Annotated in this window: 27 protein-coding genes; 24 read left to right on the forward strand and 3 right to left on the reverse strand. The window is 61.8% G+C overall.

Annotated features, from left to right (window positions below; translation table 11 throughout):
• The first annotated feature begins 504 nt into the window (after nt 1-504).
• The 21 genes from ACODSP_RS20450 to ACODSP_RS20550 all read left to right on the forward strand — a co-directional run bounded on the left by ACODSP_RS20450 (nt 505) and on the right by ACODSP_RS20550 (nt 20,261).
• Nucleotides 505-873 carry an NADH-quinone oxidoreductase subunit A gene (locus ACODSP_RS20450; protein WP_054170184.1) on the forward strand — a complete coding sequence of 123 codons (369 nt, stop codon included), beginning with the start codon at nt 505-507 and terminating at the stop codon, nt 871-873.
• 29 nt (nt 874-902) lie between these two features.
• Nucleotides 903-1,472 (forward strand): NuoB/complex I 20 kDa subunit family protein, encoded by a 570-nt coding sequence (locus ACODSP_RS20455; protein WP_054170175.1) that lies wholly within the window; start codon nt 903-905, stop codon nt 1,470-1,472.
• 29 nt (nt 1,473-1,501) lie between these two features.
• Nucleotides 1,502-2,146: an NADH-quinone oxidoreductase subunit C gene (locus tag ACODSP_RS20460; RefSeq protein ID WP_488967396.1), complete on the forward strand. Its 645-nt coding sequence runs from the start codon at nt 1,502-1,504 to the stop codon at nt 2,144-2,146.
• 99 nt (nt 2,147-2,245) lie between these two features.
• Nucleotides 2,246-3,400 carry an NADH-quinone oxidoreductase subunit D gene (locus tag ACODSP_RS20465; RefSeq protein ID WP_488967457.1) on the forward strand — a complete coding sequence of 385 codons (1,155 nt, stop codon included), beginning with the start codon at nt 2,246-2,248 and terminating at the stop codon, nt 3,398-3,400.
• Entirely contained in the window at nt 3,397-4,041 is a 645-nt protein-coding gene (gene nuoE / locus ACODSP_RS20470) for an NADH-quinone oxidoreductase subunit NuoE (RefSeq protein WP_488967397.1), read from the forward strand. The genes ACODSP_RS20465 and nuoE overlap by 4 nt, the downstream gene beginning before the upstream one ends.
• A 15-nt stretch (nt 4,042-4,056) precedes the next feature.
• The gene (nuoF, locus tag ACODSP_RS20475; protein ID WP_488967398.1) at nt 4,057-5,355 is read left to right on the forward strand and encodes an NADH-quinone oxidoreductase subunit NuoF; all 1,299 of its coding nucleotides are present in this window, start codon (nt 4,057-4,059) and stop codon (nt 5,353-5,355) included.
• 10 nt (nt 5,356-5,365) lie between these two features.
• Complete coding sequence (locus tag ACODSP_RS20480) at nt 5,366-5,857, forward strand: DUF29 domain-containing protein (RefSeq protein WP_488967399.1); 492 nt, start codon at nt 5,366-5,368, stop codon at nt 5,855-5,857.
• Nucleotides 5,858-5,861: 4 nt separating this feature from the next.
• Nucleotides 5,862-7,928, forward strand: coding sequence for an NADH-quinone oxidoreductase subunit NuoG (nuoG, locus tag ACODSP_RS20485; RefSeq protein WP_488967400.1), 2,067 nt, complete (start codon nt 5,862-5,864; stop codon nt 7,926-7,928).
• 6 nt (nt 7,929-7,934) lie between these two features.
• The gene (gene nuoH, locus ACODSP_RS20490; protein WP_488967401.1) at nt 7,935-8,942 is read left to right on the forward strand and encodes an NADH-quinone oxidoreductase subunit NuoH; all 1,008 of its coding nucleotides are present in this window, start codon (nt 7,935-7,937) and stop codon (nt 8,940-8,942) included.
• 87 nt (nt 8,943-9,029) lie between these two features.
• Nucleotides 9,030-9,518 (forward strand): NADH-quinone oxidoreductase subunit NuoI, encoded by a 489-nt coding sequence (gene nuoI, locus ACODSP_RS20495; protein ID WP_054170170.1) that lies wholly within the window; start codon nt 9,030-9,032, stop codon nt 9,516-9,518.
• A gap of 99 nt (nt 9,519-9,617) precedes the next feature.
• Entirely contained in the window at nt 9,618-10,235 is a 618-nt protein-coding gene (locus ACODSP_RS20500; protein ID WP_054170169.1) for an NADH-quinone oxidoreductase subunit J, read from the forward strand.
• 2 nt (nt 10,236-10,237) lie between these two features.
• Nucleotides 10,238-10,555, forward strand: a complete 318-nt coding sequence (gene nuoK / locus ACODSP_RS20505) for an NADH-quinone oxidoreductase subunit NuoK (RefSeq protein ID WP_054170168.1) — start codon at nt 10,238-10,240, stop codon at nt 10,553-10,555.
• Between the two features lie 10 nt (nt 10,556-10,565).
• On the forward strand, nt 10,566-12,503 hold the full coding sequence (gene nuoL / locus ACODSP_RS20510; RefSeq protein WP_488967402.1) for an NADH-quinone oxidoreductase subunit L: 1,938 nt from the start codon (nt 10,566-10,568) through the stop codon (nt 12,501-12,503).
• An 18-nt stretch (nt 12,504-12,521) separates the two neighbouring features.
• On the forward strand, nt 12,522-14,090 hold the full coding sequence (locus ACODSP_RS20515; protein ID WP_488967403.1) for an NADH-quinone oxidoreductase subunit M: 1,569 nt from the start codon (nt 12,522-12,524) through the stop codon (nt 14,088-14,090).
• A gap of 3 nt (nt 14,091-14,093) precedes the next feature.
• Nucleotides 14,094-15,536 carry an NADH-quinone oxidoreductase subunit NuoN gene (gene nuoN, locus ACODSP_RS20520; RefSeq protein ID WP_488967404.1) on the forward strand — a complete coding sequence of 481 codons (1,443 nt, stop codon included), beginning with the start codon at nt 14,094-14,096 and terminating at the stop codon, nt 15,534-15,536.
• A 14-nt stretch (nt 15,537-15,550) separates the two neighbouring features.
• Nucleotides 15,551-16,333 carry a biotin--[acetyl-CoA-carboxylase] ligase gene (locus ACODSP_RS20525; protein ID WP_488967405.1) on the forward strand — a complete coding sequence of 261 codons (783 nt, stop codon included), beginning with the start codon at nt 15,551-15,553 and terminating at the stop codon, nt 16,331-16,333.
• Nucleotide 16,334: 1 nt separating this feature from the next.
• Entirely contained in the window at nt 16,335-17,123 is a 789-nt protein-coding gene (locus tag ACODSP_RS20530) for a type III pantothenate kinase (protein WP_488967406.1), read from the forward strand.
• Between the two features lie 12 nt (nt 17,124-17,135).
• The gene (locus ACODSP_RS20535; protein WP_488967407.1) at nt 17,136-18,821 is read left to right on the forward strand and encodes a ribonuclease J; all 1,686 of its coding nucleotides are present in this window, start codon (nt 17,136-17,138) and stop codon (nt 18,819-18,821) included.
• A gap of 100 nt (nt 18,822-18,921) precedes the next feature.
• A complete protein-coding gene (gene mce, locus ACODSP_RS20540) occupies nt 18,922-19,326 on the forward strand; it encodes a methylmalonyl-CoA epimerase (RefSeq protein ID WP_488967408.1) in 405 nt (134 codons plus the stop codon).
• Nucleotides 19,327-19,347: 21 nt separating this feature from the next.
• Nucleotides 19,348-19,596: a DUF1467 family protein gene (locus tag ACODSP_RS20545; protein WP_488967409.1), complete on the forward strand. Its 249-nt coding sequence runs from the start codon at nt 19,348-19,350 to the stop codon at nt 19,594-19,596.
• A 95-nt stretch (nt 19,597-19,691) separates the two neighbouring features.
• Nucleotides 19,692-20,261 (forward strand): DNA-3-methyladenine glycosylase I, encoded by a 570-nt coding sequence (locus ACODSP_RS20550; RefSeq protein ID WP_488967410.1) that lies wholly within the window; start codon nt 19,692-19,694, stop codon nt 20,259-20,261.
• Nucleotides 20,262-20,892: 631 nt separating this feature from the next.
• Here the strand turns inward: ACODSP_RS20550 and ACODSP_RS20555 are convergent.
• Entirely contained in the window at nt 20,893-22,188 is a 1,296-nt protein-coding gene (locus ACODSP_RS20555; RefSeq protein ID WP_488967411.1) for an NCS2 family permease, read from the reverse strand.
• Nucleotides 22,189-22,434: 246 nt separating this feature from the next.
• Here ACODSP_RS20555 and ACODSP_RS20560 point away from each other — a divergent pair, with 246 nt between their 5' ends.
• From ACODSP_RS20560 to ACODSP_RS20570, 3 genes are read left to right on the forward strand one after another with little or no spacing between them, the layout of a single operon-like run.
• Nucleotides 22,435-22,872 (forward strand): hypothetical protein, encoded by a 438-nt coding sequence (locus tag ACODSP_RS20560; RefSeq protein WP_488967412.1) that lies wholly within the window; start codon nt 22,435-22,437, stop codon nt 22,870-22,872.
• 19 nt (nt 22,873-22,891) lie between these two features.
• Entirely contained in the window at nt 22,892-24,607 is a 1,716-nt protein-coding gene (gene ade / locus ACODSP_RS20565; protein ID WP_488967413.1) for an adenine deaminase, read from the forward strand.
• Between the two features lie 21 nt (nt 24,608-24,628).
• Nucleotides 24,629-25,198 (forward strand): hypothetical protein, encoded by a 570-nt coding sequence (locus ACODSP_RS20570; RefSeq protein ID WP_488967414.1) that lies wholly within the window; start codon nt 24,629-24,631, stop codon nt 25,196-25,198.
• A 9-nt stretch (nt 25,199-25,207) separates the two neighbouring features.
• On the opposite strand, the gene ACODSP_RS20575 is transcribed toward ACODSP_RS20570, so the two are convergent.
• On the reverse strand, nt 25,208-25,534 hold the full coding sequence (locus ACODSP_RS20575) for a type II toxin-antitoxin system PemK/MazF family toxin (RefSeq protein WP_488967415.1): 327 nt from the start codon (nt 25,532-25,534) through the stop codon (nt 25,208-25,210).
• Nucleotides 25,531-25,743, reverse strand: a complete 213-nt coding sequence (locus tag ACODSP_RS20580; protein ID WP_488967416.1) for an antitoxin MazE family protein — start codon at nt 25,741-25,743, stop codon at nt 25,531-25,533. The genes ACODSP_RS20575 and ACODSP_RS20580 overlap by 4 nt, the downstream gene beginning before the upstream one ends.
• Nucleotides 25,744-25,827: the final 84 nt, after the last annotated feature.

Consider the following 25,827-nt stretch of genomic DNA (forward strand, 5'->3'; position numbering starts at 1 on the left):
AGCGCCGGCCTGTCACGCCGGAGGCCGCGGGTTCAAGTCCCGTCACTCGCGCCACCCTCCCTCAAAATACGATAAAAGCGGCCAAGCGCGCTTTATTGCATTTTTGAAAAATCCCATATGCGAGATAGATTTTAAAATCAGCGTTCCCCACACGGGAATATGCTGAATTTTTGCATTTCCGAATGGTTCGCGTGCGCCATGCAATTGGCGCCATTGAGTAATCCCTGCAACGCAACGCTGGTTTGCCGCGACGCACCAATCGGCGGAACTGTGAGCATTTCCGCCCAGTTGCGAACGTTTCTCAGCCCCGAAAATGGCGTAATTCGCTTTCCTTCCGGCGCGGACGGGGCCTATATTCCCGTGGGCTCCGGGTTCCCCGGTGGCCTTCCTGGTCCATGAACCGCCCGCGGTTGCGACGCAAATTATCCTCGGCCCGAGCCTGTCGGCCCGACGGATATCTGTGGCGCAGCGTCGGGCTGAACCGGTGTGACGATGTCCGATCCGATGTCCAACCCGCTGCTGGTGCAGTATCTGCCGATCCTGGTCTTCCTGGCCATCGCCACCATTGTGGCTGGCGCGATGATCGCGGCCTCCCTGGTGGTGGGCAAGCAGAAGCCCGATGCCGAGAAGCTGTCCGCCTATGAGTGCGGCTTTGAGGCGTTCGAGGATGCGCGCAGCAAGTTCGACGTCCGCTTCTATCTGGTCTCGATCCTGTTCATCATCTTCGACCTGGAAGTGGCCTTCCTGTTCCCGTGGGCGGTATCCCTGGGTGATATCGGCATGTTCGGTTTCTGGTCGATGATGGTGTTCCTGGGCATCCTGACCATCGGCTTCATCTATGAATGGAAGAAGGGCGCGCTGGAGTGGGAGTGATCCCATCCGGCCAGCCTGGGAGCGATATGATGAGCAGCAGTAACCTCGTCACCACCAATCAAATTGTCGGGAACACCAGCACCCTGCCGCCCGGCGCGGCGCAGGAGGCGTACCTGAACGCGGTCACCACCGAACTGAACGACAAGGGCTTCCTGGTCGCCAAGTATGATGACCTGCTGAACTGGGCCCGCACCGGCTCGCTGTGGCCCATGACCTTTGGTCTGGCCTGCTGTGCCGTGGAAATGATCCACGCATACATGGCGCGCTATGACCTTGACCGGTTCGGCGTCATTCCGCGCCCCAGTCCGCGTCAGTCCGACGTGATGATCGTGGCCGGCACGCTCTGTAACAAGATGGCCCCTGCGCTCCGCAAGGTTTACGACCAGATGGCCGAGCCGCGCTGGGTGATCTCGATGGGCAGCTGCGCCAATGGCGGCGGCTACTATCATTATTCATACTCGGTGGTGCGCGGTTGCGACCGCATCGTGCCCGTCGACATCTATGTGCCCGGTTGCCCGCCCACGGCGGAGGCGCTGGTTTACGGCATTCTGCAATTGCAGAAAAAGATCAAGGGCGGTAACCGCCTGATCCGCGCCTGACCCTGGTTTTTGGACGAGGACGCTTAAGCATGAGCGACGAGGCCCTCAAGGAACTCGGTGATTATATCGGCAACGCCCTGGGCGCTGCTGTCGTGAAGACCGAGATCGCCCATGGCGAGCTGGCCGTTACCCTGACGCGCGCGGCGCTGTTCAAGGGTATCCAGTTCCTGCGCGACGATTCGACGACCCATTGCGAAATGCTGGCCGACATTGCCGGTGTGGATTATCCCGACCGCGCAGAGCGGTTCGAGGTTGTCTATAACCTGCTGTCGGTGAAGCATAATCACCGCATCCGCGTGAAGGTGGCGACGGACGAGGACACGCCCGTGGCCTCCATCGTGTCGCTGTACCCCGTGGCCGGCTGGTTCGAGCGTGAGGCCTGGGATCTCTACGGCATCTTCTTCGCCGACAATCCCGATCTGCGCCGCATCCTCACCGACTATGGGTTTGAGGGGCATCCCCTGCGCAAGGACTTCCCGCTGACCGGCTTTGTCGAGTTGCGCTACGACGCTGAACAGCGCCGTGTGGTCTATGAGCCGGTGAAGCTGACCCAGGATTTCCGCAGCTTCGACTTCCTGTCGCCCTGGGAAGGGATGACGGATGTGCAGCTGCCGGGCGATGAAAAGGCCGTTATCCCGCTGGCGGCCCGTCCCGCCATCGCGGACAAGCGTTAAGGGGGCCAGGAGATGGCAACGACCAACGTCGCGACCGAAACCGGGCTGTCCCTGTCGGCACCGTCCACCCAGGGCGAAGTGCAGATCAAGCCCTTGACCATGAATTTCGGTCCCCAGCATCCGGCCGCTCACGGCGTGCTGCGTCTGGTGATGGAAATGGATGGCGAGATCGTGGAGCGGGCCGATCCGCATATCGGCCTGCTGCACCGTGGCACCGAAAAGCTGATCGAGTACAAGACCTATACCCAGGCCACGCCCTATTTCGACCGGCTGGACTATGTGTCCCCGATGTCGATGGAGCATACCTGGGTGCTGGCCGTGGAAAAGCTGCTGGGCATCACCCCGCCTAAGCGTGGCCAGTATATCCGCGTGTTGTTCGCGGAAATCACCCGCGTCCTGAACCACCTGCTGAACCTCACCACCTTCGCGCTGGACGTCGGCGCCATCACGCCCGCCCTCTGGGGCTTTGAGGAGCGTGAGAAGCTGATGGAGTTCTATGAGCGGGTGTCGGGTGCGCGCCTGCACGCCAACTATTTCCGTCCCGGCGGCGTGAACCTGGACCTGCCGGCGGGGCTGGCCGATGATATCGGCGCCTATTTCGACACGTTCCCCAAGTTCATGGCCGACCTGGAAGGGCTGCTGTCCGAGAACCGGGTGTTCAAGCAGCGTACCGTGGATATCGGTGTGGTGTCGGCGGCGGATGCGCTGGCCTGGGGCTTCACCGGCCCGATGCTGCGTGGCTCCAACGTCGCCTGGGATCTGCGCAAGGCGCAGCCCTATGACAGCTATGAAGAGTTCGACTTCGACGTGCCGGTGGGCCTGACGGGCGATTGCTACGCCCGCTATCTGGTCCGCATGGAGGAGATGAAGCAGTCGATGCACATCATCCGCCAGGCGCTGGACAAGCTGTCCAAGACGCCGGGTCCGGTGAAGCTGAACGACCGCAAGGTCACCCCGCCGAGCCGTGGCGAGATGAAGCGCTCAATGGAAGCGCTGATTCACCATTTCAAACTGTACACCGAAGGCTATCACGTGCCGGCTGGCGACACCTATACGGCGACCGAGTCGCCTAAGGGCGAGCTGGGCGTCTATCTGGTGGCTGACGGGACGAACCGCCCGTACCGCTGCAAGATCCGCCCCACGGGCTTCTCGCACCTGCAGGCGATGGATTTCATGTCCAAGGGCCACATGCTCGCCGACGCCGTCGCGATCATCGGCTCCATGGACATCGTGTTCGGAGAGATTGATCGATGAGTGCCGCCCATTCCCATGGCCCCGCGGTGGCGGAGCCGACCAGCTTCGAATTCACCGCAGAGAATATCGAGCTGGCCAAGCGCATCATCGCCAAGTACCCCGAAGGCCGACAACAAAGTGCGGTGATGCCGCTGCTCGACCTGGCCCAGCGCCAGTGCGGCGGCTGGCTGCCCAAGGTCGCCATCGATTATGTGGCTCACTATCTCGACATGGCGCCGATCCGCGCGCTGGAGGTGGCGAGCTTCTATACGATGTACAATCTGAAGCCGGTTGGTAAGCACTTCGTCCAGGTCTGCACCACCACGCCGTGCTGGCTGCGCGGGTCGGATGAAGTGCTGCATGCCTGTGAGAAGAAGCTGGGCATCAAGGCGGGGCAGACGACGCCGGACGGCCAGTTCACGGTGATCGAGGTCGAATGCCTCGGCGCCTGTGTGAACGCGCCCATGATGCAGATCGGCGACGATTTCTATGAGGATCTGACGGCGGAAACGACCGAAAAGATCCTGGACGCCCTGGCGCGTGGCGAGAAGCCGGCGACGGGCCCGCAGAATGGCCGTATCCGGGCCTGCGCCGTGGGCGGGCCGACGACGCTGATCGAATCGGCCATCAAGGCGGGCGTGAAGCCTGCCGGCCAGGCCTAAGAGGAGGGTGGAACCATGCTTCGCGATGAAGACCGCATCTTCACCAACCTCTACGGCTTTGAAAGCCCGTTCCTGGACGGGGCCAAGGCCCGTGGCGACTGGTCCGGCACCAAGGAAATCCTGGACCTGGGCCGGGACAAGATCATTGATCTGGTAAAGGAATCGGGTCTGCGCGGCCGCGGCGGCGCCGGCTTCTCCACCGGCATGAAGTGGTCCTTCATGCCCAAGACCAGCAATGGCCCCGTTTATCTGGTGGTGAATGCCGACGAGGGCGAGCCCGGTACCTGCAAGGACCGGGAGATCATGCGCCATGATCCGCATAAGCTGATCGAGGGCTGCCTGATCGCCGGTTTCGCCATCGGTGCCACCGCCACCTATATCTATATCCGTGGCGAGTTCTATTACGAGGCCGCCAACGTTCAGCGCGCCATCGACGAGGCTTACGCCTCGGGCCTGATCGGCAAGAATGCCTGTGGCTCCGGCTATGATCACGACGTCTATCTGCATCTGGGCGCCGGCGCCTATATTTGCGGTGAAGAGACGGCGCTGATCGAAAGCCTGGAAGGCAAGAAGGGCCAGCCCCGCAACAAGCCCCCGTTCCCCGCCATGGCCGGCCTCTACAGCCGCCCGACGACGGTGAACAATGTCGAATCCATCGCGGTGGTGCCGACCATTCTGCGTCGCAGTCCCTCCTGGTTCGCCAATCTGGGCCGTCCCAAGAATAGCGGCACCAAGCTGTTCTGCGTGTCGGGCCATGTGAACCAGCCGGCGACCGTCGAAGAAGAGATGGGCATCCCGCTGAAGGAACTGATCGAGAAGCATTGCGGCGGTGTGCGTGGCGGCTGGGATAATCTGCTGGCCATCATCCCCGGCGGCTCCTCGGTTCCGCTGCTGCCCAAGGAAATCTGCGACACCGTCCTGATGGATTTCGACAGCCTGCGTGACGTCCGCTCAGGTTTGGGCACCGCTGCCGTCATCGTCATGGACAAGTCCACTGACATCGTGAAGGCCATCGCGCGCCTATCCAAGTTCTACATGCATGAGAGCTGCGGCCAGTGCACGCCCTGCCGTGAGGGCACGGGCTGGATGTGGCGCGTCATGGAACGTCTGGTGAAGGGTCAGGCCCATGTCGAGGAGATCGACATGCTGCTGGACGTCACCAAGCAGGTTGAAGGCCACACCATCTGCGCCCTGGGTGACGCGGCGGCATGGCCGATCCAGGGTCTGATGCGCCATTTCCGCCCGGAAGTGGAGCGCCGCATCCTGGAATACCGCACGCGCGCCGATCGCGGCGCCCGCGTGGCGGCCGAGTAAGGATCGCCCGATGCCTGACAACCGGCTCCACGACACGGACTTTTACAGCTGGGCGCAGCAGCAGGCGGATGCCCTGCGTGCCGTTGCGTCCGGCCGGAAGTCCAACATCGTGGACTGGGATAATGTCATCGAGGAGATCGAGAGTTTGGGCAGGGAGCAGGAACGGGCACTCGCGTCGCATCTGCGTAATGTCTTGAGCCATCTTCTGAAATTGGATTATTCCCCGGCGGAAGAACCCAAGGCGCACTGGCGCAGGGAGATCAAGTTCCAGCGACTTGAGGCGGAGGAGCGGCTGGACGCCAATCCGGGCTTGAAGCCCCGACTGTCCGACATCCTGGACCGGGCCTACCACTATGCCCGGCGGGAAGCGGCCATCGGCCTGGAAGAGGACGGGTTGTCGCTGAAGGACTTGCCCGAGGACTGCCCCTATAGTTTGGAACAGACGCGCGACATGAACTGGTTCCCGGTTGGTCGTGCCGGGAACGAGCGTGTGAAGGACTGACAGGATGCCAAAGCTAACCATTGACGGGGTCGAGATCGAGGTCGCGCCGGGCACATCCGTGCTTCAGGCCTGCGAGCAGCTCGGCATCGAAGTGCCGCGCTTCTGCTATCATGAGCGCCTGTCCGTGCCGGCCAATTGCCGCATGTGCCTGGTGGAAGTGGAGCGTATGCCCAAGCCGGCCGCATCCTGCGCGCTGCCGGTGGGTGAGGGGATGGTGGTGAAGACCAACACCCCCAACGTCCACAAGGCCCGTAAGGGCGTGATGGAATTCCTGCTGATCAACCATCCGCTGGACTGCCCCATCTGCGACCAGGGTGGCGAATGCGACCTGCAGGATCAGGCCGTGTCCTACGGCTATGATCGCAGCCGCTTTGAAGAGAACAAGCGCACCGTCAGCGACAAATATATGGGTCCGCTGATCAAGACCTTCATGACCCGCTGCATCCAGTGCACGCGCTGCATCCGCTTTGTGGATGAAATCGCGGGCGTGCCGGCCCTGGGTGGTCTGGCCCGTGGTGAGCATCTGGAAATCACGCCGGCGCTTGAGGCTGGTGTGAATTCGGAAATGTCGGGCAATCTGGTCGATGTCTGCCCCGTGGGCGCGCTGACGTCGAAGCCCTACTCGTTCAATGCCCGCCCCTGGGAACTGCGCAAGACGGAAAGCATCGACGTCATGGACGCGGTGGGTTCCAACATCCGCATCGACGCCCGCGGTGGCGAGGTTCTGCGCGTTCTGCCGCGCCTGAACGAGGATGTGAACGAGGAATGGATCAGCGACAAGACGCGCTATGCCATTGATGGCCTGAAGCGTCAGCGTCTGGACCGCCCCTATGTGCGGGGTGCCGATGGCAAGCTGAAGCCCGCCTCCTGGGCGGAAGCCTTTGCCGCCATCAAGGCCAAGGTGTCCGGTGTTGCCGGTTCCAAGATCGCCGCTGTCGCCGGTGATTTGGTCGATGTCGAAAGCACGGTGGCGCTGAAGGACCTTTTGTCCGCGCTGGGTTCGCAGAACCTGGATTGCCGTCAGGACGGGGCCAGCTTTGACGCTAGCAATCGCGCCGGCTACATCTTCAATAGCGGCATCGCCGGGATTGAGAATGCCGATGTCGTTCTGCTGATCGGGACCAACCCGCGCTGGGAAGCGCCGCTGGTGAATTCCCGCATCCGCAAGACCTATCTGACCGGCAAGCTGAAGAAGGTTGCGGTCATCGGTCAGAATATAGACCTGACCTACCCGACGGAGTGGCTGGGCAATGCCGGTTCGGTCCTGACCGATCTGGCCAATGGTACCCATGCCTTTGCCGAAACCCTGCGCAATGCCAAGAACCCGTTGATCATCCTGGGTGCCGGCGCGCTGCGCCGTGGCGATGGCCCGGCAGTGCAGGCGGCGGCGCGCAAGCTGGCGGAAACGGTCGGCGCCGTGCGCGACGGGTGGAACGGCTTCAATGTGCTTCACCTGGCCGCCGGCCGCGTGGGCGCGCTGGATGCCGGCTTCCTGCCGGGTCTGGGTGGTCATGACCTGGGCGGTATCCTGTCGGGTGCGCAGAAGGGCGAGATCGAAGTCGTGTACCTGCTGGGTGCTGACGAGATCGAGGCCGACCGCTTCGGCAAGGCCTTCGTGATCTATCAGGGTCATCATGGCGACCGTGGTGCCCATCGCGCCGACGTCATCCTGCCGGGTGCCGCCTACACGGAAAAGCATGCCACCTACGTCAATACCGAAGGCCGTGTGCAGCAGGCCCGTCTGGCTGCCTTCCCGCTGGGCGAGGCGCGCGAAGATTGGAAAATCCTGCGCGCCCTGTCGGCGGAGCTGGGCCAGACCCTGCCGTACGACACGCTGGCGCAGCTGCGTCAGCGCATGGTGGCGCTGAACCCGGTGTTCGGCGCGCTGGACCGTCTGGTGCCGTCCGCCTGGGGTCCGTTTGGGACCGAGGGTGCGGTGGCCGACGCGCACTTCACCTCGCCGGTGGAGAATTTCTACATGACCGACCCGATCAGCCGTGCGTCGCAGACCATGGCCGATTGTACGGAAGCCTTTCTGAAGCCGGCCCTGGCGGCCGCGGCGGCGGAGTAAGTGACGATGTGGGAATTGTGGGCTGAACTGCCGCTGATCGTCCGCATCGTCGCGGGCATCGTCACCATCGTGGTGCCGCTGCTGATTGGCATGGCGATGCTGACCTATTTTGAACGCAAGGTGATGGCCGCGATGCAGCTGCGCCAGGGCCCGAATGTTGTCGGTCCCTTTGGTCTTTTGCAACCGTTTGCCGATGGTCTGAAGCTGCTGGCCAAGGAAACCGTCATCCCGACGGGTGCCAATGCCGGTGTCTTCGTGGCCGCCCCGATGCTGACCTTCCTCCTGGCCCTGGTCTCCTGGGCGGTGATCCCGTTCGGTGAGGGGCTGGTTCTGGCCGACATCAATGTCGGTGTCCTGTACCTATTCGCGATCTCCTCGCTGGGCGTGTACGGCATCATCATGGCCGGCTGGGCGTCCAACTCCAAATACGCCTTCCTGGGCGGTTTGCGCGCGGCGGCACAGATGGTGTCGTATGAGGTCTCCATCGGCCTCGTCATCATCACCGTCCTGCTCTGCGTCGGCTCGCTGAACCTGTCGAAGATCGTGGAAGCGCAGAAGACCGTCTGGTTCTTCATCCCGCTGTTCCCGATGTTCATCATCTTCTTCATCTCAGCCCTGGCCGAGACGAACCGCGCCCCGTTCGACTTGCCCGAAGGTGAGTCGGAGCTGTCGGGCGGCTTCAACGTCGAATATTCGTCGATGACCTTCGCCCTGTTCTTCCTGGGCGAATACATCAACATGATCCTGATGAGCGGTATGACGACGGTGCTGTTCCTGGGCGGCTGGCTGCCACCGCTGGATATCGCACCGCTGAACTGGATTCCGGGCCCGCTCTGGTTCATCGCCAAGATCTGCTTCGTGCTGTTCTGCTTCATCTGGGTCCGCGCGACGCTGCCGCGTTACCGCTATGACCAACTGATGCGTCTGGGGTGGAAGGTGTTCCTGCCATTCTCCCTGATCTGGGTGGTGCTGACGTCCGGCGTGCTGGTCTATTTCGACCTGCTGCCCAAGTGATTTCGTGAGGGGGAGGGGGCTTTTCAACCCCCTGCCGGTGATGCTTGTGGGCGGGCCGTCTGGCCGGTCCGATTATGGAGGTGAAACATGGCCTTGCTCGACCGTACGGCGCGCGGCCTGTTCTTGTGGGAACTGGTGAAGGGCATGGCGCTGACTTTCAGCTACATGTTCAAGCCCCGTGTGACCCTGAACTATCCGTATGAGCGTGGCCCCACGAGCCCGCGCTTCCGGGGTGAGCATGCGCTGCGCCGCTATCCCAATGGGGAAGAACGCTGCATCGCCTGCAAGCTGTGCGAGGCCATCTGCCCGGCGCTCGCCATCACCATCGAGGCCGAACCGCGTGAAGATGGCAGCCGCCGCACCACGCGCTACGACATCGACATGACGAAGTGCATCTATTGCGGCCTCTGCCAGGAGGCCTGCCCGGTCGATGCCATCGTCGAGGGGCCGAACCTGGAATTCGCGACGGAAACGCGCGAGGAGCTGTACTACAACAAGGACAAGCTGCTCGCGAATGGTGACCGTTGGGAGGCGCAGATCGCGGCCAACCTTGCCGCTGACGCGCCCTACCGTTGATTTCATCGATGGCCGGGTCCCCGGCCATCCACATTCCTTCGCCCGGAGTATCCTCCGTGACCCAGTACCCGATGACCACAGCGCCGGAGGCGGCGTAACATGACCCTGACCGCAATCGCATTCTATGCGTTCGCCATCATCCTGCTGGCCTCTGCCGTGCGGGTGATCACGGCCAAGAACCCGGTACACTCGGTTCTGTTCCTGATCCTCGCCTTCTTCAACGCGGCCGGCCTGTTCGTCCTGATCGGCGCTGAATTCGTGGCCATGATCCTGGTCATCGTCTATGTCGGCGCGGTGGCGGTGCTGTTCTTGTTCGTGGTGATGATGCTCGACATCAATTTCCAGGAACTGCGGCAAGGCTTCATGCGCTACATGCCGGTGGGGCTGGTTGTCGGCGCCATTCTGGCGGTGGAACTGGTCTTCCTGGCGGCGACGCAGCTGGCTGGCGGCCCCGTGGGCGGTCAGGCCAACAATGCGCCGATCCCGCCGGTCGATCAGGTGACCAACACCGAAGCCATCGGCCACATCCTCTATACCGACTATGTGTATGCCTTCCAGGTCTCCGGCCTGATCCTGCTGGTCGCCATGATCGGCGCCATTGTGCTGACCCTGCGGTCGCGCCCCGGTGTCCGTCGCCAGCAGATCGGCCAGCAGCTTGATCGCAAGCGCGCCGAGGTGGTGCAGGTACGCAAGGTCCCGACGCGGGGGGGCGTCTGATCATGGAATTCGGCTCTATCGGCCTGGCGCATTACCTGACGCTGTCGGCCATCCTCTTCACCATCGGCGTGTTCGGGATATTCCTGAACCGGAAGAACGTCATCGTGATCCTGATGTCGGTCGAGATGATCCTTCTCGCCGTCAACATCAATCTGGTGTCCTTCTCCGTCTATCTGAACGACTTGGTGGGCCAGATCTTCACCATGTTCATCCTGACGGTGGCCGCCGCAGAGGCCGCCATCGGTCTGGCGATCCTGGTGGTCTATTTCCGTAACCGCGGGACCATCGCGGTTGAAGACATCAACATGATGAAGGGTTGAGGCGGGCATCATGGAAATCGCTGCCATCTTCCTGCCCCTGTTGGGCGCCTTCATCGCCGGGTTCTTCGGGCGCATCATTGGCGACCGTGGGGCCCAGATCGTCACCTGCGCCGGTGTTCTGACTGCTGCCGCCCTGTCCGTGATCCTGTTCACGAAGGTCGGTTTCGGCGGGCCGGAGGCTGCGCGCACCATTGAGTTGTTCACCTGGATCGACAGCGGCACCTTCGAGGTGTCCTGGTCGCTGCGCATCGACACGCTGACCGCCGTGATGCTGGTCGTCGTGAACGGCGTGTCGTCCATGGTGCATGTCTATTCGGTCGGCTATATGAGCCACGACCCGCACCGGGCGCGCTTCATGGCCTACCTGTCACTGTTCACCTTCATGATGCTCATGCTGGTGACCGCCGATAACCTCCTGCAGATGTTCTTCGGCTGGGAAGGCGTGGGCGTTGCCTCCTATCTGCTGATCAATTTCTGGTACGAGAAGAAGAGCGCCAATGACGCCTCCATGAAGGCGTTCCTGGTGAACCGCGTCGGTGATTTCGGCTTCGCGCTGGGCATCATGGCGATCTACATCATCTTCGGTACCGTCGAATTTGACGGCATCTTCGCCCAGGCCGCTTCCAAGGCCGATGCCAGCTTCCACTTCCTGTCCTGGGACGTGCATGCGCTGACCTGCGCCTGCCTGCTGCTGTTCATCGGCGCCATGGGCAAGTCGGCGCAGCTGGGCCTGCACACCTGGCTGCCGGACGCCATGGAAGGCCCGACCCCGGTGTCTGCGCTGATTCACGCGGCCACCATGGTGACCGCCGGTGTCTTCATGCTGGCCCGGATGAGCCCGGTATTCGAATATGCGCCCGCCGCGTTGGAAGTGGTCACCTATCTGGGTGCCGCCACCGCCTTCGTCGCCGCGACCATCGGCCTGACCCAGTTCGACATCAAGCGCGTCATCGCCTATTCGACGATGAGCCAGCTTGGTTACATGTTCTTCGCCATCGGTGTTGGCGCCTATCCGGCCGCCATCTTCCACCTGATGACGCATGCCTTCTTCAAGGCCCTGCTGTTCCTGGGCGCCGGTTCGGTCATCCACGCCATGTCGGATGAACAGGACATGCGCAACATGGGCGGCATCTGGAAGCTGATCCCCGGCACCTATGTGATGATGTGGATCGGTAATCTGGCGTTGGCTGGTATCCCGTTCTTCGCGGGCTTCTATTCCAAGGACATGATCCTGGAAGTGGCCTATGCCAAGCACAGCGCCGCCGGTTCATTCGCCTTCTGGATGGGCATCGCCGCCGCCTTCATGACGGCCTTCTATTCCTGGCGCCTGCTGATCATGACCTTCCATGGCAAGCCGCGTGCGTCGGAGAAGGTGATGGCCCATGTGCATGAAAGCCCCGCTGTCATGCTGGTGCCGCTGATCGTCCTGTCGATTGGTGCGCTGTTCGCCGGCTTTGTCGCCTATCCCTGGTTCGTCGGTCATGACATGGCTGAATTCTGGTCGGGCAGCATCGTGATGCTGGCCGGTGAGCATGGGACCATCATCGAGGCCGCGCACCATGTGCCGGGCTGGGTGCCTTATGCCCCGCTGGCCGCCGGCGTCTCCGGTATCGTGCTGGCCTATGTCTTCTACATGTTCAGCCCCGGCCTGCCCGGTGCCTTCGTCAACACCTTCAAGGCTGTCCATGCCTTCGTGTTCCGCAAGTACATGTTCGATGAACTGTATGACGCGCTGTTCGTGCGTCCGGCCATGAAGCTGGGCTTTGGCCTGTGGAAGGGTGTCGATATCGGCGTCATCGACGGGCTGGGTCCCGATGGGGTCGCCGCTGTCACTCGCCGCCTGTCGCTGGCATCCAGCCGGATTCAGTCGGGTTACGTGTACCATTATGCATTCGTTATGGTGATCGGCGTGGTCGCGTTGGCCGGCTGGTTCCTCCTGGCGCGTTGAGGTAGGGAGTCTTTCGAAATGGCCGATGTGCCGATCCTTTCGCTGACGACGTTCCTGCCCCTCGTCGGTGCCCTGTTCATCCTGCTCATCCGTGGTGAGCAGGAGGCAGTGGCCCGTAACGCCAAGAGCGTGGCGCTGTGGACGTCCGTCATTACCTTTATCGTTTCGCTGTTCATCCTGACCGGCTTCGACCCCTCCAACCCCGGCTTCCAGCTGGTGGAGGAGGTGGCCTGGCTGCCGGCCTTCAACATCGCCTACATCAAGGGCGTTGACGGCATCTCCATCTGGTTCGTGCTGGCCTCCACCCTGCTGACCCCGATCTGCGTCCTGGCCTCCTGGGATGCGGTGGAAAAGCGCGTGAAGGAATTCATGATCGCGCTGCTGGTGCTGGAAACCATGCTGATCGGCATGTTTACGGCGCTGGACTTCGTGCTGTTCTACCTCTTCTTCGAAGGGGTGCTGCTGCCGATGTTCCTGCTGATCGGCGTGTGGGGCGGTCCCAACCGCGTCTATGCGGCCTACAAGTTTTTCATCTACACCTTCATCGGTTCGGTGCTGATGCTGCTGGCCATCCTGGCCATGTATCTGACGGCCGGGACCATGGATATGCGGGTGATGGTGGACTATCCGTTCCCGTCCAACATGCAGATCTGGCTGTGGCTGGCCTTCTTCATCGCCTTTGCGGTGAAGACGCCGATCTGGCCGGCCCATACCTGGCTGCCGTTCGCCCATGTGGAAGCGCCGACGGCGGGTTCCGTGATGCTGGCCGGCGTGATGCTCAAGATGGGTGGTTACGGTCTGATCCGCGCCAACGTGCAGATGCTGCCGGAAGCCAGCTTCTTCTTCCAGGACGTGGTCTTCTTCATGTCCATCGCCGCCATCATCTACACCTCGTTGGTGGCGCTGGCGCAGTCCGACATGAAGAAGATGATCGCCTACAGCTCTGTGGCCCATATGGGTTACGTGTCGATGGGCATCTTCGCCATGAACCAGCAGGGTCTGGATGGCGCCATGTTCCAGATGCTGAGCCATACGTTCGTGTCGGCGGCGCTCTTCCTGTGCATCGGTGTGGCCTATAACCGCCTGCATACCCGCGAAATGGCCGCCTATGGCGGCATGGCCAAGAACATGCCGCGCTATGCGGTGGTGTTCGCCATCTTCATGTTCGCCTCGGTCGGTCTGCCCGGCACGTCGGGCTTCGTGGGTGAGTTCCTGACGATGCTGGGCGTGTTCCAGGTCAGCACTTGGTACGGCATGCTGTCGGCCACGGGTCTGGTGCTGGGTGCCGCCTATATGCTGCTGCTGTTCCGCAAGCTGTTCTTCGGCAAGCTGGAAAAGCCGGAAGTGAAGGCCATGTCGGACCTGTCCGCGCGTGAGGTGGCGTTCTTCGCGCCCTTGGTGGCCATCGTCATCATCATGGGCGTCTATCCGGCCAGCTTCCAGAATGTCTACAACCCGACGGTCGAGAAGATCCTGGCCGACCATCAGGCGTCGCTGAAGGCGGCAGGCCTGATCGAAGCCGGGGCTCCCAAGACGGCGGAACTGCGTACCGAAACCCCGGCGACCCAACCGGCGAGCGAGAACTGAGCCATGGCAACTTTCCCTGATCTGGCCCCGGCCCTGCCCGAGATCTTCCTGGCCTGCGCAAGCATGGCCCTGTTGATGATCGGCGTGTTCCGGGGTGAAGGCAGCCTGCGCCTCGTCTCCTGGCTGACTGTCGCCTCCTTCATCGCCACCGGCTTCCTGCTGTTGCAGGGGCCGGAGGGCCGGAATGTCACCTTCAACGGCCTGTTCGTGGCCGACAGCTTCGGCACCTTTGCTAAGCTGCTGATCCTGATCGCCTCCTCCCTGTCCGTCATCCTGTCGGTCAATTACCTGGAGAAGGAGCGGGTGGCCCGGTTCGAATATCCGGTGCTGATCGCGCTGGCTACGCTCGGCATGCTGGCCATGGTGTCGGCCAATGACCTGATCTCGCTCTATGTCGGGTTGGAGCTGCAGTCGCTGGCACTCTACGTCATCGCTGCGTTCAAGCGTGACGTTGCCAAGTCGACGGAAGCCGGCCTTAAATACTTTGTGCTGGGAGCGCTGTCCTCGGGCCTGCTGCTCTATGGCTCGTCGCTGGTCTATGGCTTTGCCGGCACCACCAGCTTTGACAAGCTGGCCGCCGTGCTGGAAGGCGGCGCGTCGGTCGGTGTGGTCATCGGCATGGTCTTCGTGGCCGCCGGTCTGGCTTTCAAGATTTCCGCCGTGCCGTTCCATATGTGGACGCCGGACGTCTATGAGGGCGCCCCCACCTCCGTCACGGCCTTCTTCGCCGTGGCGCCCAAGGTGGCGGCCATCACCCTGTTCATCCGTGTCCTGGTTGGCCCGTTCGGCGATCTGGCCATGCAGTGGCAGCAGGTGATCCAGTTCTGCGCCGGTGCATCCATGATCATCGGCGCCCTGGGCGCCATTCAGCAGAAGAACATCAAGCGTCTGATGGCCTACAGCTCCATCGGCCATATCGGCTACGCGCTGGTCGGTCTGTCCGCCGGTTCGGTGGAGGGTGTGCGCGGCGTGCTGATCTACATGGCGATCTATCTGGCCATGAATGTCGGTGTGTTTGCCGTCATCCTGTCGATGCGTCAGTCGGGCCGTGCCGTGGAAGAGGTTGCCGATCTGGCGGGCCTGTCCAAGACCCATCCGATGCTGGCCTTTGCCATGGCCGTGTTCATGTGGTCGCTGGCCGGTGTGCCGCCGGCGGCGGGCTTCTGGGGCAAGTGGGCGGTGTTCCTGCCGGCCATCCAGGCGGGCCTGTACCCGCTGGCCATTGTCGGCGTCATCGCGTCCGGCATCAGCTGCTTCTATTATCTGCGCGTCATCAAGGCCATGTACTTTGATGACGTGACGGAGCCGCTGGACCGTCCCTCGCCGACCGCTGGTTTCGTGGTCGCCGGTGCTGCCCTGTTCGTGTTCCCGGTCTATATCGTCTTCCTGTCGCCGATCACCTCTGGTGCGGCGGCGGCGGCCGCCGCCCTGTTCGGGGCCCGGTAACCGGCGTGCCGGCGATGCCGACCGGACAGAACCGATCTGATGAAACGCGGGCGGCCTTGCTGCCCGCGTTTTTTCATCTTCACAGCATCGATGAATGCGGCAGCACCAATGATCTGGCCAAGCAGATGGCCGGTGACGGCGCGCCCGAAGGTACCCTGGTCTGGGCCCTGCGCCAGACCGCTGGCCGGGGCCGGCGGGGGCGGGCATGGAGTTCACAGCCTGGTAATCTAGCCTGTTCCCTGATCCTGCGCCCCGGATTGCCGCCGGGGCAGGCGGCGTTGACCTCCTTCGTGGCCGCTATCGCGGTGGGGGAGGCCGTGTCGGCGCTGGTGCCGGGCAAGATCACCTTGAAATGGCCCAATGACGTGCTGGTCGATGGGGCCAAAATCTCCGGTATCCTTTTGGAGTCCGAAGCGGGTCGCGGCGGATCGGTCGATTGGCTGGTTCTGGGCGTGGGCGTCAATATCCGGCATTTCCCGGAAGAGGCGCTGTATCCGGCCACCGCGCTGCTGGCCGCCGGGGCCGATGTCACGGTGGAACAGGTGCTGACCGCCTATGCCGGCGCGTTCGACGCCTGGTATCATCGTTTCCTGACCCAGGGTTTCGCGCCGGTCCGCGCGGCCTGGCTGAATGCGGCGCAGGGGTTGGGCGGGCCGGTGACCGTGCGCCTGCATGATGAGACATTCACGGGCCGTCTGATCGATATGGATGATGACGGCGTGCTGCTGGTCGATGTCGGCGGTACCATCCGCCGTGTGACGGCGGGCGATGTGTTTTTCCCTGGTGGAGGGAACTGAGATGCTTCTGGCCATCGATGCCGGCAACACCAATGTTGTCTTCGCCGTCTTTGACGGGGATGAGAAGCGGGCCCATTGGCGCATCTCCACCGACAGTCAGCGCACCGCCGATGAATATGCCGTCTGGCTGGTCAGCCTGATGGGTATGAAGGGCCTGACCCCCGCCGACATTGATGCCGCCATCCTGTCGTCGGTGGTGCCGTCGCAAACCTATGCCCTGATGAAGCTGACCGAGGAACATTTCGGTTGCGTAACCATGCGGGTGGGCGATCCGTCGGTCGATCTGGGTTTGCAGAACAAGCTGCTGAACCCGCGGGAGGCAGGTGCTGACCGGCTGGTCAATGCCGTGTCCGCCGTTGCCTCCTACCCCACGCCGCTGATCGTCATCGATATCGGTACCGGCACCACCTTTGACGTGGTGGATGCCGAGGGGGCTTTTGCCGGCGGCGTCATCGCGCCCGGCCCGGCCCTGTCGCTTGACGCGCTGCACCGGGTGGCAGCGCAGTTGCCCAAGGTCGATATCGCCAAACCGGACGTCGCCATTGGGCGCGGAACCGTGGCGGCCATGCAATCGGGCATGTTCTGGGGCTATACCGGGATGATTGAAGGCATCCTGAAACGGATCATCGCCGAGCTGTCGCCCGATGGGCAGACGCCGGTAACGGTCATCGGCACGGGCGGTCTGGTCCGCCTGTTCGCCGAGGGGACCGACATGATCCACCATATTGATGGGGACCTGACGTTGCGGGGTCTCCGGTTGATCTATGCGCGCAACGCTGCCGCCAACTGAAACCAGGACCGAATGACGCAAGCAAAGCATCTGGAAACCAAGGATTTCGACCCGAAGGAACTGCATTTCGTTCCCCTGGGTGGGGCGGGCGAGATCGGGATGAACCTGAACCTCTACCATCACCAAGGCAAATGGCTGATGGTCGATCTGGGGGTTAGTTTCGGTGACGAAACAACCCCTGGCGTGGATATCATTCTGCCCGATACCAGCTTCATTGAGGATCGCCGCAGCGACCTTCTGGGCATCGTTGTCACCCACGCGCATGAGGATCATCTGGGGGCCATCCCGCATCTGTGGGAGGATTTGCGCGTTCCCGTCTGGTGTACGCCGTTTACGGCCAGCTTCCTGAAGGCCAAGCTGGTGGAAACCGGCCTGCAGAACAAGGTGCCGATCAACATCATCCCGCTGGGTGGCAAGGCCAGCATCGGTCCTTTCGATCTCGAACTGATCAGCCTGACCCATTCGATCCCCGAGCCCAACGCCCTGGTCATCCGCACCAGCGCCGGTACGGTGCTGCATACGGGCGACTGGAAGCTGGACCCCGATCCCGTCATCGGTCTGCTGGCCGATGAGGACGCGCTGAAGAAGCTGGGGCGGGAGGGTGTGACGGCCATGATCTGCGACAGCACCAATGCCATGGTGCCGGGCACGTCGGGGTCGGAAGCGGCGGTTCAGGAAAGCTTCAAGGAACTGTTCGGGCGTTTCACCGACACCCGCATCGCCGTCACCTGCTTTGCCAGCAATGTCGCGCGCCTGCAATCCATCGCCACCGCCGCCCATGCCCATGGCCGGCAGGTGGCGCTGGCGGGCCGGTCGCTGTGGCGCATCAATGAGGCGGCGCGGGCCAATGGCTATCTGTCCGACCTGCCGCCCTTCCTGACGGAACGGGAGGCGGGTTACGTCCCGCGTGAAAAGCTGGTGGTGATCTGTACCGGCAGCCAAGGGGAACCGCGCGCGGCCCTGGCCCGCATCGCCAATGATGATCATCCCGATGTGGTGCTGGAACGGAACGACGTTGTCATCTTCTCCGCCCGCGAAATTCCAGGCAATGAAAAGGGGATCGCCAAGATCCAGAACGGCCTGATGCGGCAGGGCATTCAGGTGATCACGGCGGATGAGGAATTTGTCCATGTCTCCGGCCATCCGGCCCGCGATGAACTGGTGCAGATGTATCAGTGGGTGCGGCCCCGGATCGCCGTGCCGGTGCATGGCGAACATCGCCATCTGACCGTCCATGCGGCCCTGGCGCGGGATTGTCAGGTGCCGGAGGTTGTGGTGCCCGATGACGGCATGGTCATTCGCCTGGGGCCGGGTCCTGCCGCCAATCTGGGTCATGTGCATGCCGGCAAGCTGTGTATCGATGGCAAGCGCATCGTGCCGCTGACCAACATGGCCATGCGCGGGCGCACCCGCATGGCCCAGGCCGGCGTCTCCATGGTCACCCTAGTGATGACGCCGCGCGGTGATCTGTTGGCCGATCCCAAGGTCACATCCATCGGCCTGCTGGAAGAGGATGAGGTGGATGAGGAGACGGCGGATCTGATCGCCCGCGTGCGTCTGGCCATCGAGAACCTGTCCAAGGCGGCCCGCATGGATGATGCGCAGGTGAAGGACGCGGCGCGTGTGGCCATCCGCCGTTCCTTCAGCACCAGCCAGGGCCGCAAGCCCCTGACGGAAGTGCATCTGGTCCGTATCTAACTATCGGGGTGGCGCGATTTGTCACGGGTGACGGCGGCGTCACCCGTGGCTATCTCTGGCGCTGACCTACGGGGCAAACCATAAGAATGAGGAGAGGGCGATGATCGGCCGTTTGAACCATGTCGCTATTGTCGTGCCGGATCTGGCCGTGGCGGCGGAAACCTACCGCACCACCCTGGGCGCCAAGGTTTCCGACCCGCTGGACCTGCCCGACCATGGCGTGACCACGGTGTTCGTGGAGCTGCCCAACACCAAGATCGAGCTGCTGCATCCGCTGGGCGACGGCAGCACCATCGCCAAGTTCCTGTCCAACAATACTGCCGGCGGCATCCACCATGTCTGTTACGAGGTGGAGGATATCATCGCCGCGCGTGACAAGCTGAAGGCCGACGGCCTGCGCGTGCTGGGCGATGGCGAGCCGAAGATCGGCGCGCATGGCAAGCCGGTGCTGTTCCTGCACCCCAAGGACCTGTTCGGCACCCTGGTCGAAATCGAACAGGTCTGACCGCATCAAGGAGTTGAGAGCATGGGTTGGGCAACCTGGGCCGCCATTTATTTCACCGTCTGGTGGACCGTCCTGTTCATGGTGCTGCCGTTCGGGCGCAAGCAGGAGGGCAACGCGAATGAGGTCGGGCACCAGCCCGGCGCGCCCGCCCGGCCCATGATCATCAAGAAGTTTATCTGGACCTCCATCATCTCCGCCATCATCGTGGCCATCGCCTGGGCCAGCGGCCATTTCGGGCTGGTGGATTGGAAGGGGCTGTTTCAGGACTGATCCTCGCGGCTGAATGAGTACAAAATAAGAACAAATGCCGCGACAGCGGCTATGTGATCAGTTATCCTGTCCGCCTTTCAAGCAAGGTGGACAGGATGTCGGGCTATTGCGATATAGCACCGGGCCATGAATGGCATGGCCCCTATCATGACCATGAATATGGCGTGCCCCTGACGGGCGATGATGAGCTGTTTGAACGGTTGATCCTGGAGATCAATCAGGCCGGTCTGTCCTGGCTGACCATCCTGAAAAAGCGGGAAAGCTTCCGCGCTGCCTATGCCGGGTTTTCCGTGGACCGCGTGGCGGCCTTTGGGCCGGATGATGTGGATCGGCTGCTGGCCGATCCCGGCATCATCCGCAACCGGCTGAAGGTCCACGCCGCCATCCATAATGCCCAGGTGATCCAGCGGCTGCGCGACAGCCATGGTTCCTTCCATGGCTGGCTGCTGACCCATCATCCGAAATCCAAGGCGGATTGGGTGAGGCTGTTCGCCAAGACCTTCCGCTTTACGGGTGGGGAGATTGTGGGCGAGTTCCTGATGAGCATCGGCTTTCTGCCGGGCGCGCACCGGGCCGATTGCCCCGCAATGATCGCTCTGTCGAATCATGATTTGCCCTGGCGTCGAGCCACTACCAGCGGGTTCGCTGGATACGCCGCCTTCTGATTGGGCAAACATCTGTTCGGATGGATGGCATTTGCACAAGCGCTGTGCATAAACCTAAAAATCGACCAAATAAAAAGGCAAGCCGACAAAATCGGCTTGCCTTCATATTCAGAAAGTTAAAAACTTATCTTGTCGAACGGGGTTGAGTCCCTGTTTTGACACCGCCTGGTGGCGATTCCTCCCTAAACTCAGGCCGCGCTGCCTTGCTGGCGCGGTCTTTTCTTTTGTGGGGCGGAGTATAGGCAGCCCCGGCGAAACCCGTCACCATCAAAATTCAATCCATGCGCGGCCCGCACAAAAATGCAGCGGCCACTGTGGCTGCATTGTCACGATTGCATGCATCCAATCGTCTTCATGCCATAGCGGCATGGCTTCCGGATGATGACTGATTGGCCTAATGAATTGATAAATATAGATATTCTCAAAAAATGAATTTTTTGTGATCGCCCGCGCCATACCGGCGGTTTACGTCAACGGCAGTGCTGACTATAAATTATGCAAATGCTTATTAAATAATCATTGCTACCGCTATCATATTTTTGCCTGCTTACTGAACGGGCTTCAAGGCGTTGAATGAAAAAGGGGCCGCCCCGGCGGGTACGGCCCCTGTCATCGAATCCGCGAGAATCAGTCATGCCAGCAGGATGAATTTCAGCAGAAACAGTCCCGCCAGCGCCGCCACCACCGGCCCGACATCGCGCCAGCGCCCGGCCAGGATCTTGATGCCGGCATAGGTGATGAAGCCGATGGCGATGCCATGCGCGATGGAATAGGTCAGCGGCATGGCAATCGCCGTCATCACCGCGGGCGCATAATCCGTCACATCCTCCCAATCCACCTCCGTCAGGCCGCGCGCCATCAGACACGCGATATAGAGCAGGGCGGGGGCCGTGGCATAGGCGGGGATGTTTGCGGCCAGCGGGGCAAAGAACAGACAGGCCAGGAACAGGACGGCGACGGTCACCGCCGTCAAGCCGCTGCGCCCGCCGACATTGGTGCCCGCCGCGCTTTCAATATAGGAGGTGACGGTGGAGGTGCCCAGCGCCGCGCCCACCGTCGTGGCCGCCGCATCGGCGAACAGGGCGCGTTTCAGGCGCGGCAGCTTGCCATCCTGGTCCAGCAGGCCGGCGCGGTGCGACACCCCGATCAGGGTGCCTGCCGTATCGAACAGATCGACGAAAAAAAAGGCGAAGACCACCGTGATCAGCCCCACGCTGAACGCGCCTTTCACGTCCATGGCCAGGAAGGTGGGGCTGGGGTCGGGTGGCAGGGAGACGATCTGCCCGTTGAAGGGCGAGGCACCGATCACCATGCCCACGACCGCCACTGCCAGGATGGTCAGGATCACCGACCCCATCACCTTGCGTGCCGCCAGCGCACAGAGCAGGATGAAGCCGATGGCGGCCAGCACGGGCTGCGGCTTTGTAAGGTCGCCCATGGTGACCAGGGTAACGGGATGCGCCTTGATCAGGCCGGCATTTTCCAGGGCAATGATGGCCAGGAACAGGCCGATGCCGGCGGATATCGCCAGTTTCAGGGTGCGGGGAATGGCATTCACCACCGCTTCGCGCACGGGTAGCACCGACAGGATGATGAACAGGATGCCCGATAGGAACACCGCCCCCAGCGCCACTTGCCAGGAATAGCCCATCTGCCCGACCACGGTGAAGGCGAAGTACGCGTTCAACCCCATGCCCGGTGCCTGCGCGATGGGGTAGTTGGCGTAAAGCCCCATGATAGCCGACCCGATGGCGGCGGCCACACAGGTGGCGACGAACACCGCCCCATGGTCCATGCCCGCCGCCGACAGGATCTGTGGATTGACGAAGATGATATAGGCCATGGTCAAAAAGGTGGTGAGCCCGGCCAGCAGCTCCGTCCGGACATCACTGCCCAGTTCTTTCAGCTTGAAGTAGGATGTCAGCATCTGTGGGCGCCCTTTGCGGCGAAAGGGAAGGGGGAAGGAATGCCAGTATTCCCGGAAAGGACCTTGAGAGCCATAGGGTTGGTAGGGCTTTTCGCAGGTGCGGCAAGACCGGCAGGCGTCGTTCCCTCACCCTCCCAAGCCTTGGCAGGCTTGGGCCCCTCCCTCTCCCGCAAGCGGGCGAGGGGCGGATTATACGCAACGTCTCTTCTCGCCCCTCGCCCACGCAGTGAGAGAGGGAGGGGCCCGTTGGCGTCAGCCAACGGGAGGGTGAGGGTCCTGGGCCTGACCCTGGTGGCCCTGCTGCTTTCCCTGGCTCCTCTCCCCACCCTGGCCCAGACCGACGCCCCCACCATCCGCATCGACCCTGCCGCCTGCCGCTATGTCGCCCGGCATCAGCCCAGTGCGGATGTGGAGTACAAGCCTGGCGTCGATTTGAACGGCAAGCCCGTGGCCCCCGCCGACCTTCCCGACAGCTATGCCATCGACCTGCCGAAAAGCATCGATATCGCCATCACCGCCGATATTGCGCGCCGCTTCGGCATCGCAACAAATAACCTCTACCGGGGTGAGGCGCAGATCGGTACCGTAACGGTGCAGGGTAATCAGGTCCTGTTCAACGGCAAGCCGATGCAGTCGGCGGCTGAGGCGGACCTGATCGCTCTGTGCGCCAAGAACCCGCCTTGATCAGATAAGGACCGCCGCCATGGACCGCGCCGCCGCCAAAGCCATCCTGAAACAGCGGATCGATCAGGCCATGGGGCGCAACCGCGCCGATCTGGTGATCAAGAATGTGCGGCTGCTGAATGTCGCGACGGGCAGCATTGATGAAACCGACATCGCCATCTGCGGCGACACCATCGTCGGCACCTATGATCGCTATGACGGGGTGCGGGAGATCGATGGCAAGGGCCGGTTCGCCGTGCCCGGCTTCATCGACACCCATGTCCATTGCGAAAGCACGCTGGTCGCCCCCTCGGAGTTCGACCGCTGTGTCCTGCCTAGAGGGACCACCACCGCCATCTGCGACCCGCATGAGATCTGCAATGTCATGGGGGAGGCGGGGCTTCAGTACTTCCTGGATTCGGCCCTGACGACGGCGCTGGACTTGCGAGTACAGCTGTCATCCTGCGTGCCGGCCACGCATCTGGAAACGGCGGGCGCGCGGTTGAAGGCCGACGATCTGGCCCGCCATCGCCACCATCCTAAGGTCATCGGTCTGGCCGAATTCATGAACTTCCCCGGCGTGCTGTGGAAGGATGAGGAGACGCTGGACAAACTGGCGGAATTTTATGGCGCGCATATTGACGGGCATTCCCCCCTGGTCACCGGCAAGGAACTGAACGCCTATCTCTCCTGCGGCATCCGCAACTGCCATGAATGCACGTCCCAGGCGGAGGCGCGGGAGAAGATCGCCAAGGGCATGCAGGTGCTGATCCGGGACGGGTCGGTGTCCAAGGATGTGGATGCGCTGTCCGGCCTGATCGACCCCGTGACCAGCCCCTTCCTGGCCTTCTGCACCGATGACCGCAACCCGCTGGACATTGCGGAGGAAGGGCATCTGGATCACCTGATCCGCCGCGCCATCGCGCACGGGGCTGATATCGCCGCCGTGTATCGCACGGCCACATGGTCGGCGGCGCGCGGTTTCGGGCTGAAGGATCGCGGGCTGGTGGCACCGGGCTATCTGGCCGATATCGTCCTGCTGGACGATCTGGCTCAATGCACCGTGTCCCAGGTGATCCGCGCTGGCAAGCCCGTGTCGGCGGACACATTCGCCGGACGCCAATCCCCACCGCCCGTGGGCCTGAACTCCATCAAGCGCGACCGGATCGTGGCCGAAGACCTCGCCATCCCGGCGGGCGGCCCCGGCACGCCCGTCATCGGCGTGCTGCCCAACAAGATCATCACAGAGGCGTTGCAGGCGACCGTGCCTTATCGCAATGGCCGCCGCCATGCCGACCCGGACAATGACATCTTGAAGATCGTGGTCGTCGAACGCCACGGCTTCACCCGCAATATCGGCAAGGGCTTTGTGAAGGGCTTCGGCATCCGTTCGGGCGCGCTGGCCAGCTCCGTCGGCCATGACAGCCATAATATCTGTGCCGTGGGGTCCAGCGATGCCGACATGGTCGTCGCCATCAACCGCCTGATCGAAATCGGCGGCGGCTTCGTGGCCGTGAAGGACGGGGCCGTGGTCGGCGAACTGGCCCTGCCCGTGGCCGGCCTGATGAGCCTGAAACCGTTCGAGGCGGTGGAACACGAGCTGGAGGCGCTCCGCGCCTCGGTCAAGGCGCTTGGTTGTCCCCTGGCCGAACCCTTCCTGCAACTGGCCTTCCTGCCCCTGCCGGTGATCCCGCATTTGAAGATCACCGATATGGGGCTGGTGGATGTGGACAAGTTTGAGCTGGTGGCGGCGTGAGCGGGGATACGGAGGCTGGTTGTGAAGAATAAGGGGTATGTCGAGAATTTTAGGAAATATATGCAGTCATGTTCTACGGATGAGGCTGCTAGAATGGCCTATCTGTGTGCAATGGGGCATGTTATCACTGGAATTCATAGAGTTGAGAACCAAATAATTAATGTCTCGTCTATGTGTTCAAAACTGGATTCAAAGGGGATTCTAGCACAGCCAGATGCGCTTAGCTTTATCGAAAAAATGTCCGAAAAAAGTAATGTTTTGCAGGGAAAAACGTTCGGAAATTTAATTGATTATCTCAGGAAATCTGATTTCTCTGAAGAAGATATTAATTATCTCCGCTGGATAAAAAGGCAAAGAGATTGGTTTGTTCATAAAATATATCGTAATGGTATCTGGGCGGGTGATATGAATGCTCAGGATTGTGAATTTATGATTAGAAAGATGTTCTATCTCGTTGCTATATTTGATAGATCGTGCAGAAGAATCGTAAAGATATTCATTTCTTCAAATTTAATGGTTGGTATTGAGATTGGAGATGGGATTTTACTCATGAATGATGAAATTTTTGGATCAGATATTGAAGAGTCGTAGCATTGTTCTTTACCCCAACCCCACCCAAAGCACCAAAGCCTGATTGACCGCAACCATCTGGTCATCGGTTAACCGCCCAATCCGGTTGCCGATCTTCTCCCGCCGTACGGTCTGTGCCTTGTCCACCATGATCTGGCAGGGCAGGCGCAGGCCGTTGCCGGCGTCAGGCTCTACATTCAGCCTGAACAGCGGCGCGCTATCGTGCCGGTCGCTGGTGATGGGCAGGATGGTGACGCTGGAATGTTCGCTGAACAGGTCGGACTGGATGATCAGGGCAGGGCGGGGTTTGCCGAAGTCGCCTTGGATAACGACGGTGACAACGTCACCGCGCCTCATTCCCACCCCTCATGATCGGCGACCTGCTCCAGCCATTCCCCAACCTCCCGTTCCTGCGCATCATCGCGCAGGGACAGGGACTGTCGCCGGCATTCCTCGGCAAAGCCGGGGCGGCGTGTATCGGGCACCCAGATTTGGATGGGGCGGAGGCCTGCGGCGCGCAATTGCGCGCGATGCTTCTGTACTCGCATGGCGCCTGACATGCTCATGATATCGGCCTCCTCGTTACATGTAGCATGAATGTTGTCGCAGGAAGGGTCAAGATCGGCATGGGCAGACCTTCTTGCGGTTGC

The organism is Niveispirillum sp. FG156 (genome assembly GCF_057809555.1).

What these genes read in the sequence shown, in the direction of transcription:
- ACODSP_RS20450 (WP_054170184.1), top strand. Translation starts at nt 505, where the DNA reads ATGTCCAACCCGCTGCTGGTGCAGTATCTGCCGATCCTGGTCTTCCTG.
- ACODSP_RS20455 (WP_054170175.1), top strand. Translation starts at nt 903, where the DNA reads ATGAGCAGCAGTAACCTCGTCACCACCAATCAAATTGTCGGGAACACC.
- ACODSP_RS20460 (WP_488967396.1), top strand. Translation starts at nt 1,502, where the DNA reads ATGAGCGACGAGGCCCTCAAGGAACTCGGTGATTATATCGGCAACGCC.
- ACODSP_RS20465 (WP_488967457.1), top strand. Translation starts at nt 2,246, where the DNA reads ATGAATTTCGGTCCCCAGCATCCGGCCGCTCACGGCGTGCTGCGTCTG.
- nuoE (WP_488967397.1), top strand. Translation starts at nt 3,397, where the DNA reads ATGAGTGCCGCCCATTCCCATGGCCCCGCGGTGGCGGAGCCGACCAGC.
- nuoF (WP_488967398.1), top strand. Translation starts at nt 4,057, where the DNA reads ATGCTTCGCGATGAAGACCGCATCTTCACCAACCTCTACGGCTTTGAA.
- ACODSP_RS20480 (WP_488967399.1), top strand. Translation starts at nt 5,366, where the DNA reads ATGCCTGACAACCGGCTCCACGACACGGACTTTTACAGCTGGGCGCAG.
- nuoG (WP_488967400.1), top strand. Translation starts at nt 5,862, where the DNA reads ATGCCAAAGCTAACCATTGACGGGGTCGAGATCGAGGTCGCGCCGGGC.
- nuoH (WP_488967401.1), top strand. Translation starts at nt 7,935, where the DNA reads ATGTGGGAATTGTGGGCTGAACTGCCGCTGATCGTCCGCATCGTCGCG.
- nuoI (WP_054170170.1), top strand. Translation starts at nt 9,030, where the DNA reads ATGGCCTTGCTCGACCGTACGGCGCGCGGCCTGTTCTTGTGGGAACTG.
- ACODSP_RS20500 (WP_054170169.1), top strand. Translation starts at nt 9,618, where the DNA reads ATGACCCTGACCGCAATCGCATTCTATGCGTTCGCCATCATCCTGCTG.
- nuoK (WP_054170168.1), top strand. Translation starts at nt 10,238, where the DNA reads ATGGAATTCGGCTCTATCGGCCTGGCGCATTACCTGACGCTGTCGGCC.
- nuoL (WP_488967402.1), top strand. Translation starts at nt 10,566, where the DNA reads ATGGAAATCGCTGCCATCTTCCTGCCCCTGTTGGGCGCCTTCATCGCC.
- ACODSP_RS20515 (WP_488967403.1), top strand. Translation starts at nt 12,522, where the DNA reads ATGGCCGATGTGCCGATCCTTTCGCTGACGACGTTCCTGCCCCTCGTC.
- nuoN (WP_488967404.1), top strand. Translation starts at nt 14,094, where the DNA reads ATGGCAACTTTCCCTGATCTGGCCCCGGCCCTGCCCGAGATCTTCCTG.
- ACODSP_RS20525 (WP_488967405.1), top strand. Translation starts at nt 15,551, where the DNA reads ATGCCGACCGGACAGAACCGATCTGATGAAACGCGGGCGGCCTTGCTG.
- ACODSP_RS20530 (WP_488967406.1), top strand. Translation starts at nt 16,335, where the DNA reads ATGCTTCTGGCCATCGATGCCGGCAACACCAATGTTGTCTTCGCCGTC.
- ACODSP_RS20535 (WP_488967407.1), top strand. Translation starts at nt 17,136, where the DNA reads ATGACGCAAGCAAAGCATCTGGAAACCAAGGATTTCGACCCGAAGGAA.
- mce (WP_488967408.1), top strand. Translation starts at nt 18,922, where the DNA reads ATGATCGGCCGTTTGAACCATGTCGCTATTGTCGTGCCGGATCTGGCC.
- ACODSP_RS20545 (WP_488967409.1), top strand. Translation starts at nt 19,348, where the DNA reads ATGGGTTGGGCAACCTGGGCCGCCATTTATTTCACCGTCTGGTGGACC.
- ACODSP_RS20550 (WP_488967410.1), top strand. Translation starts at nt 19,692, where the DNA reads ATGTCGGGCTATTGCGATATAGCACCGGGCCATGAATGGCATGGCCCC.
- ACODSP_RS20555 (WP_488967411.1), bottom strand. Translation starts at nt 22,188, where the DNA reads ATGCTGACATCCTACTTCAAGCTGAAAGAACTGGGCAGTGATGTCCGG.
- ade (WP_488967413.1), top strand. Translation starts at nt 22,892, where the DNA reads ATGGACCGCGCCGCCGCCAAAGCCATCCTGAAACAGCGGATCGATCAG.
- ACODSP_RS20575 (WP_488967415.1), bottom strand. Translation starts at nt 25,534, where the DNA reads ATGAGGCGCGGTGACGTTGTCACCGTCGTTATCCAAGGCGACTTCGGC.
- ACODSP_RS20580 (WP_488967416.1), bottom strand. Translation starts at nt 25,743, where the DNA reads ATGAGCATGTCAGGCGCCATGCGAGTACAGAAGCATCGCGCGCAATTG.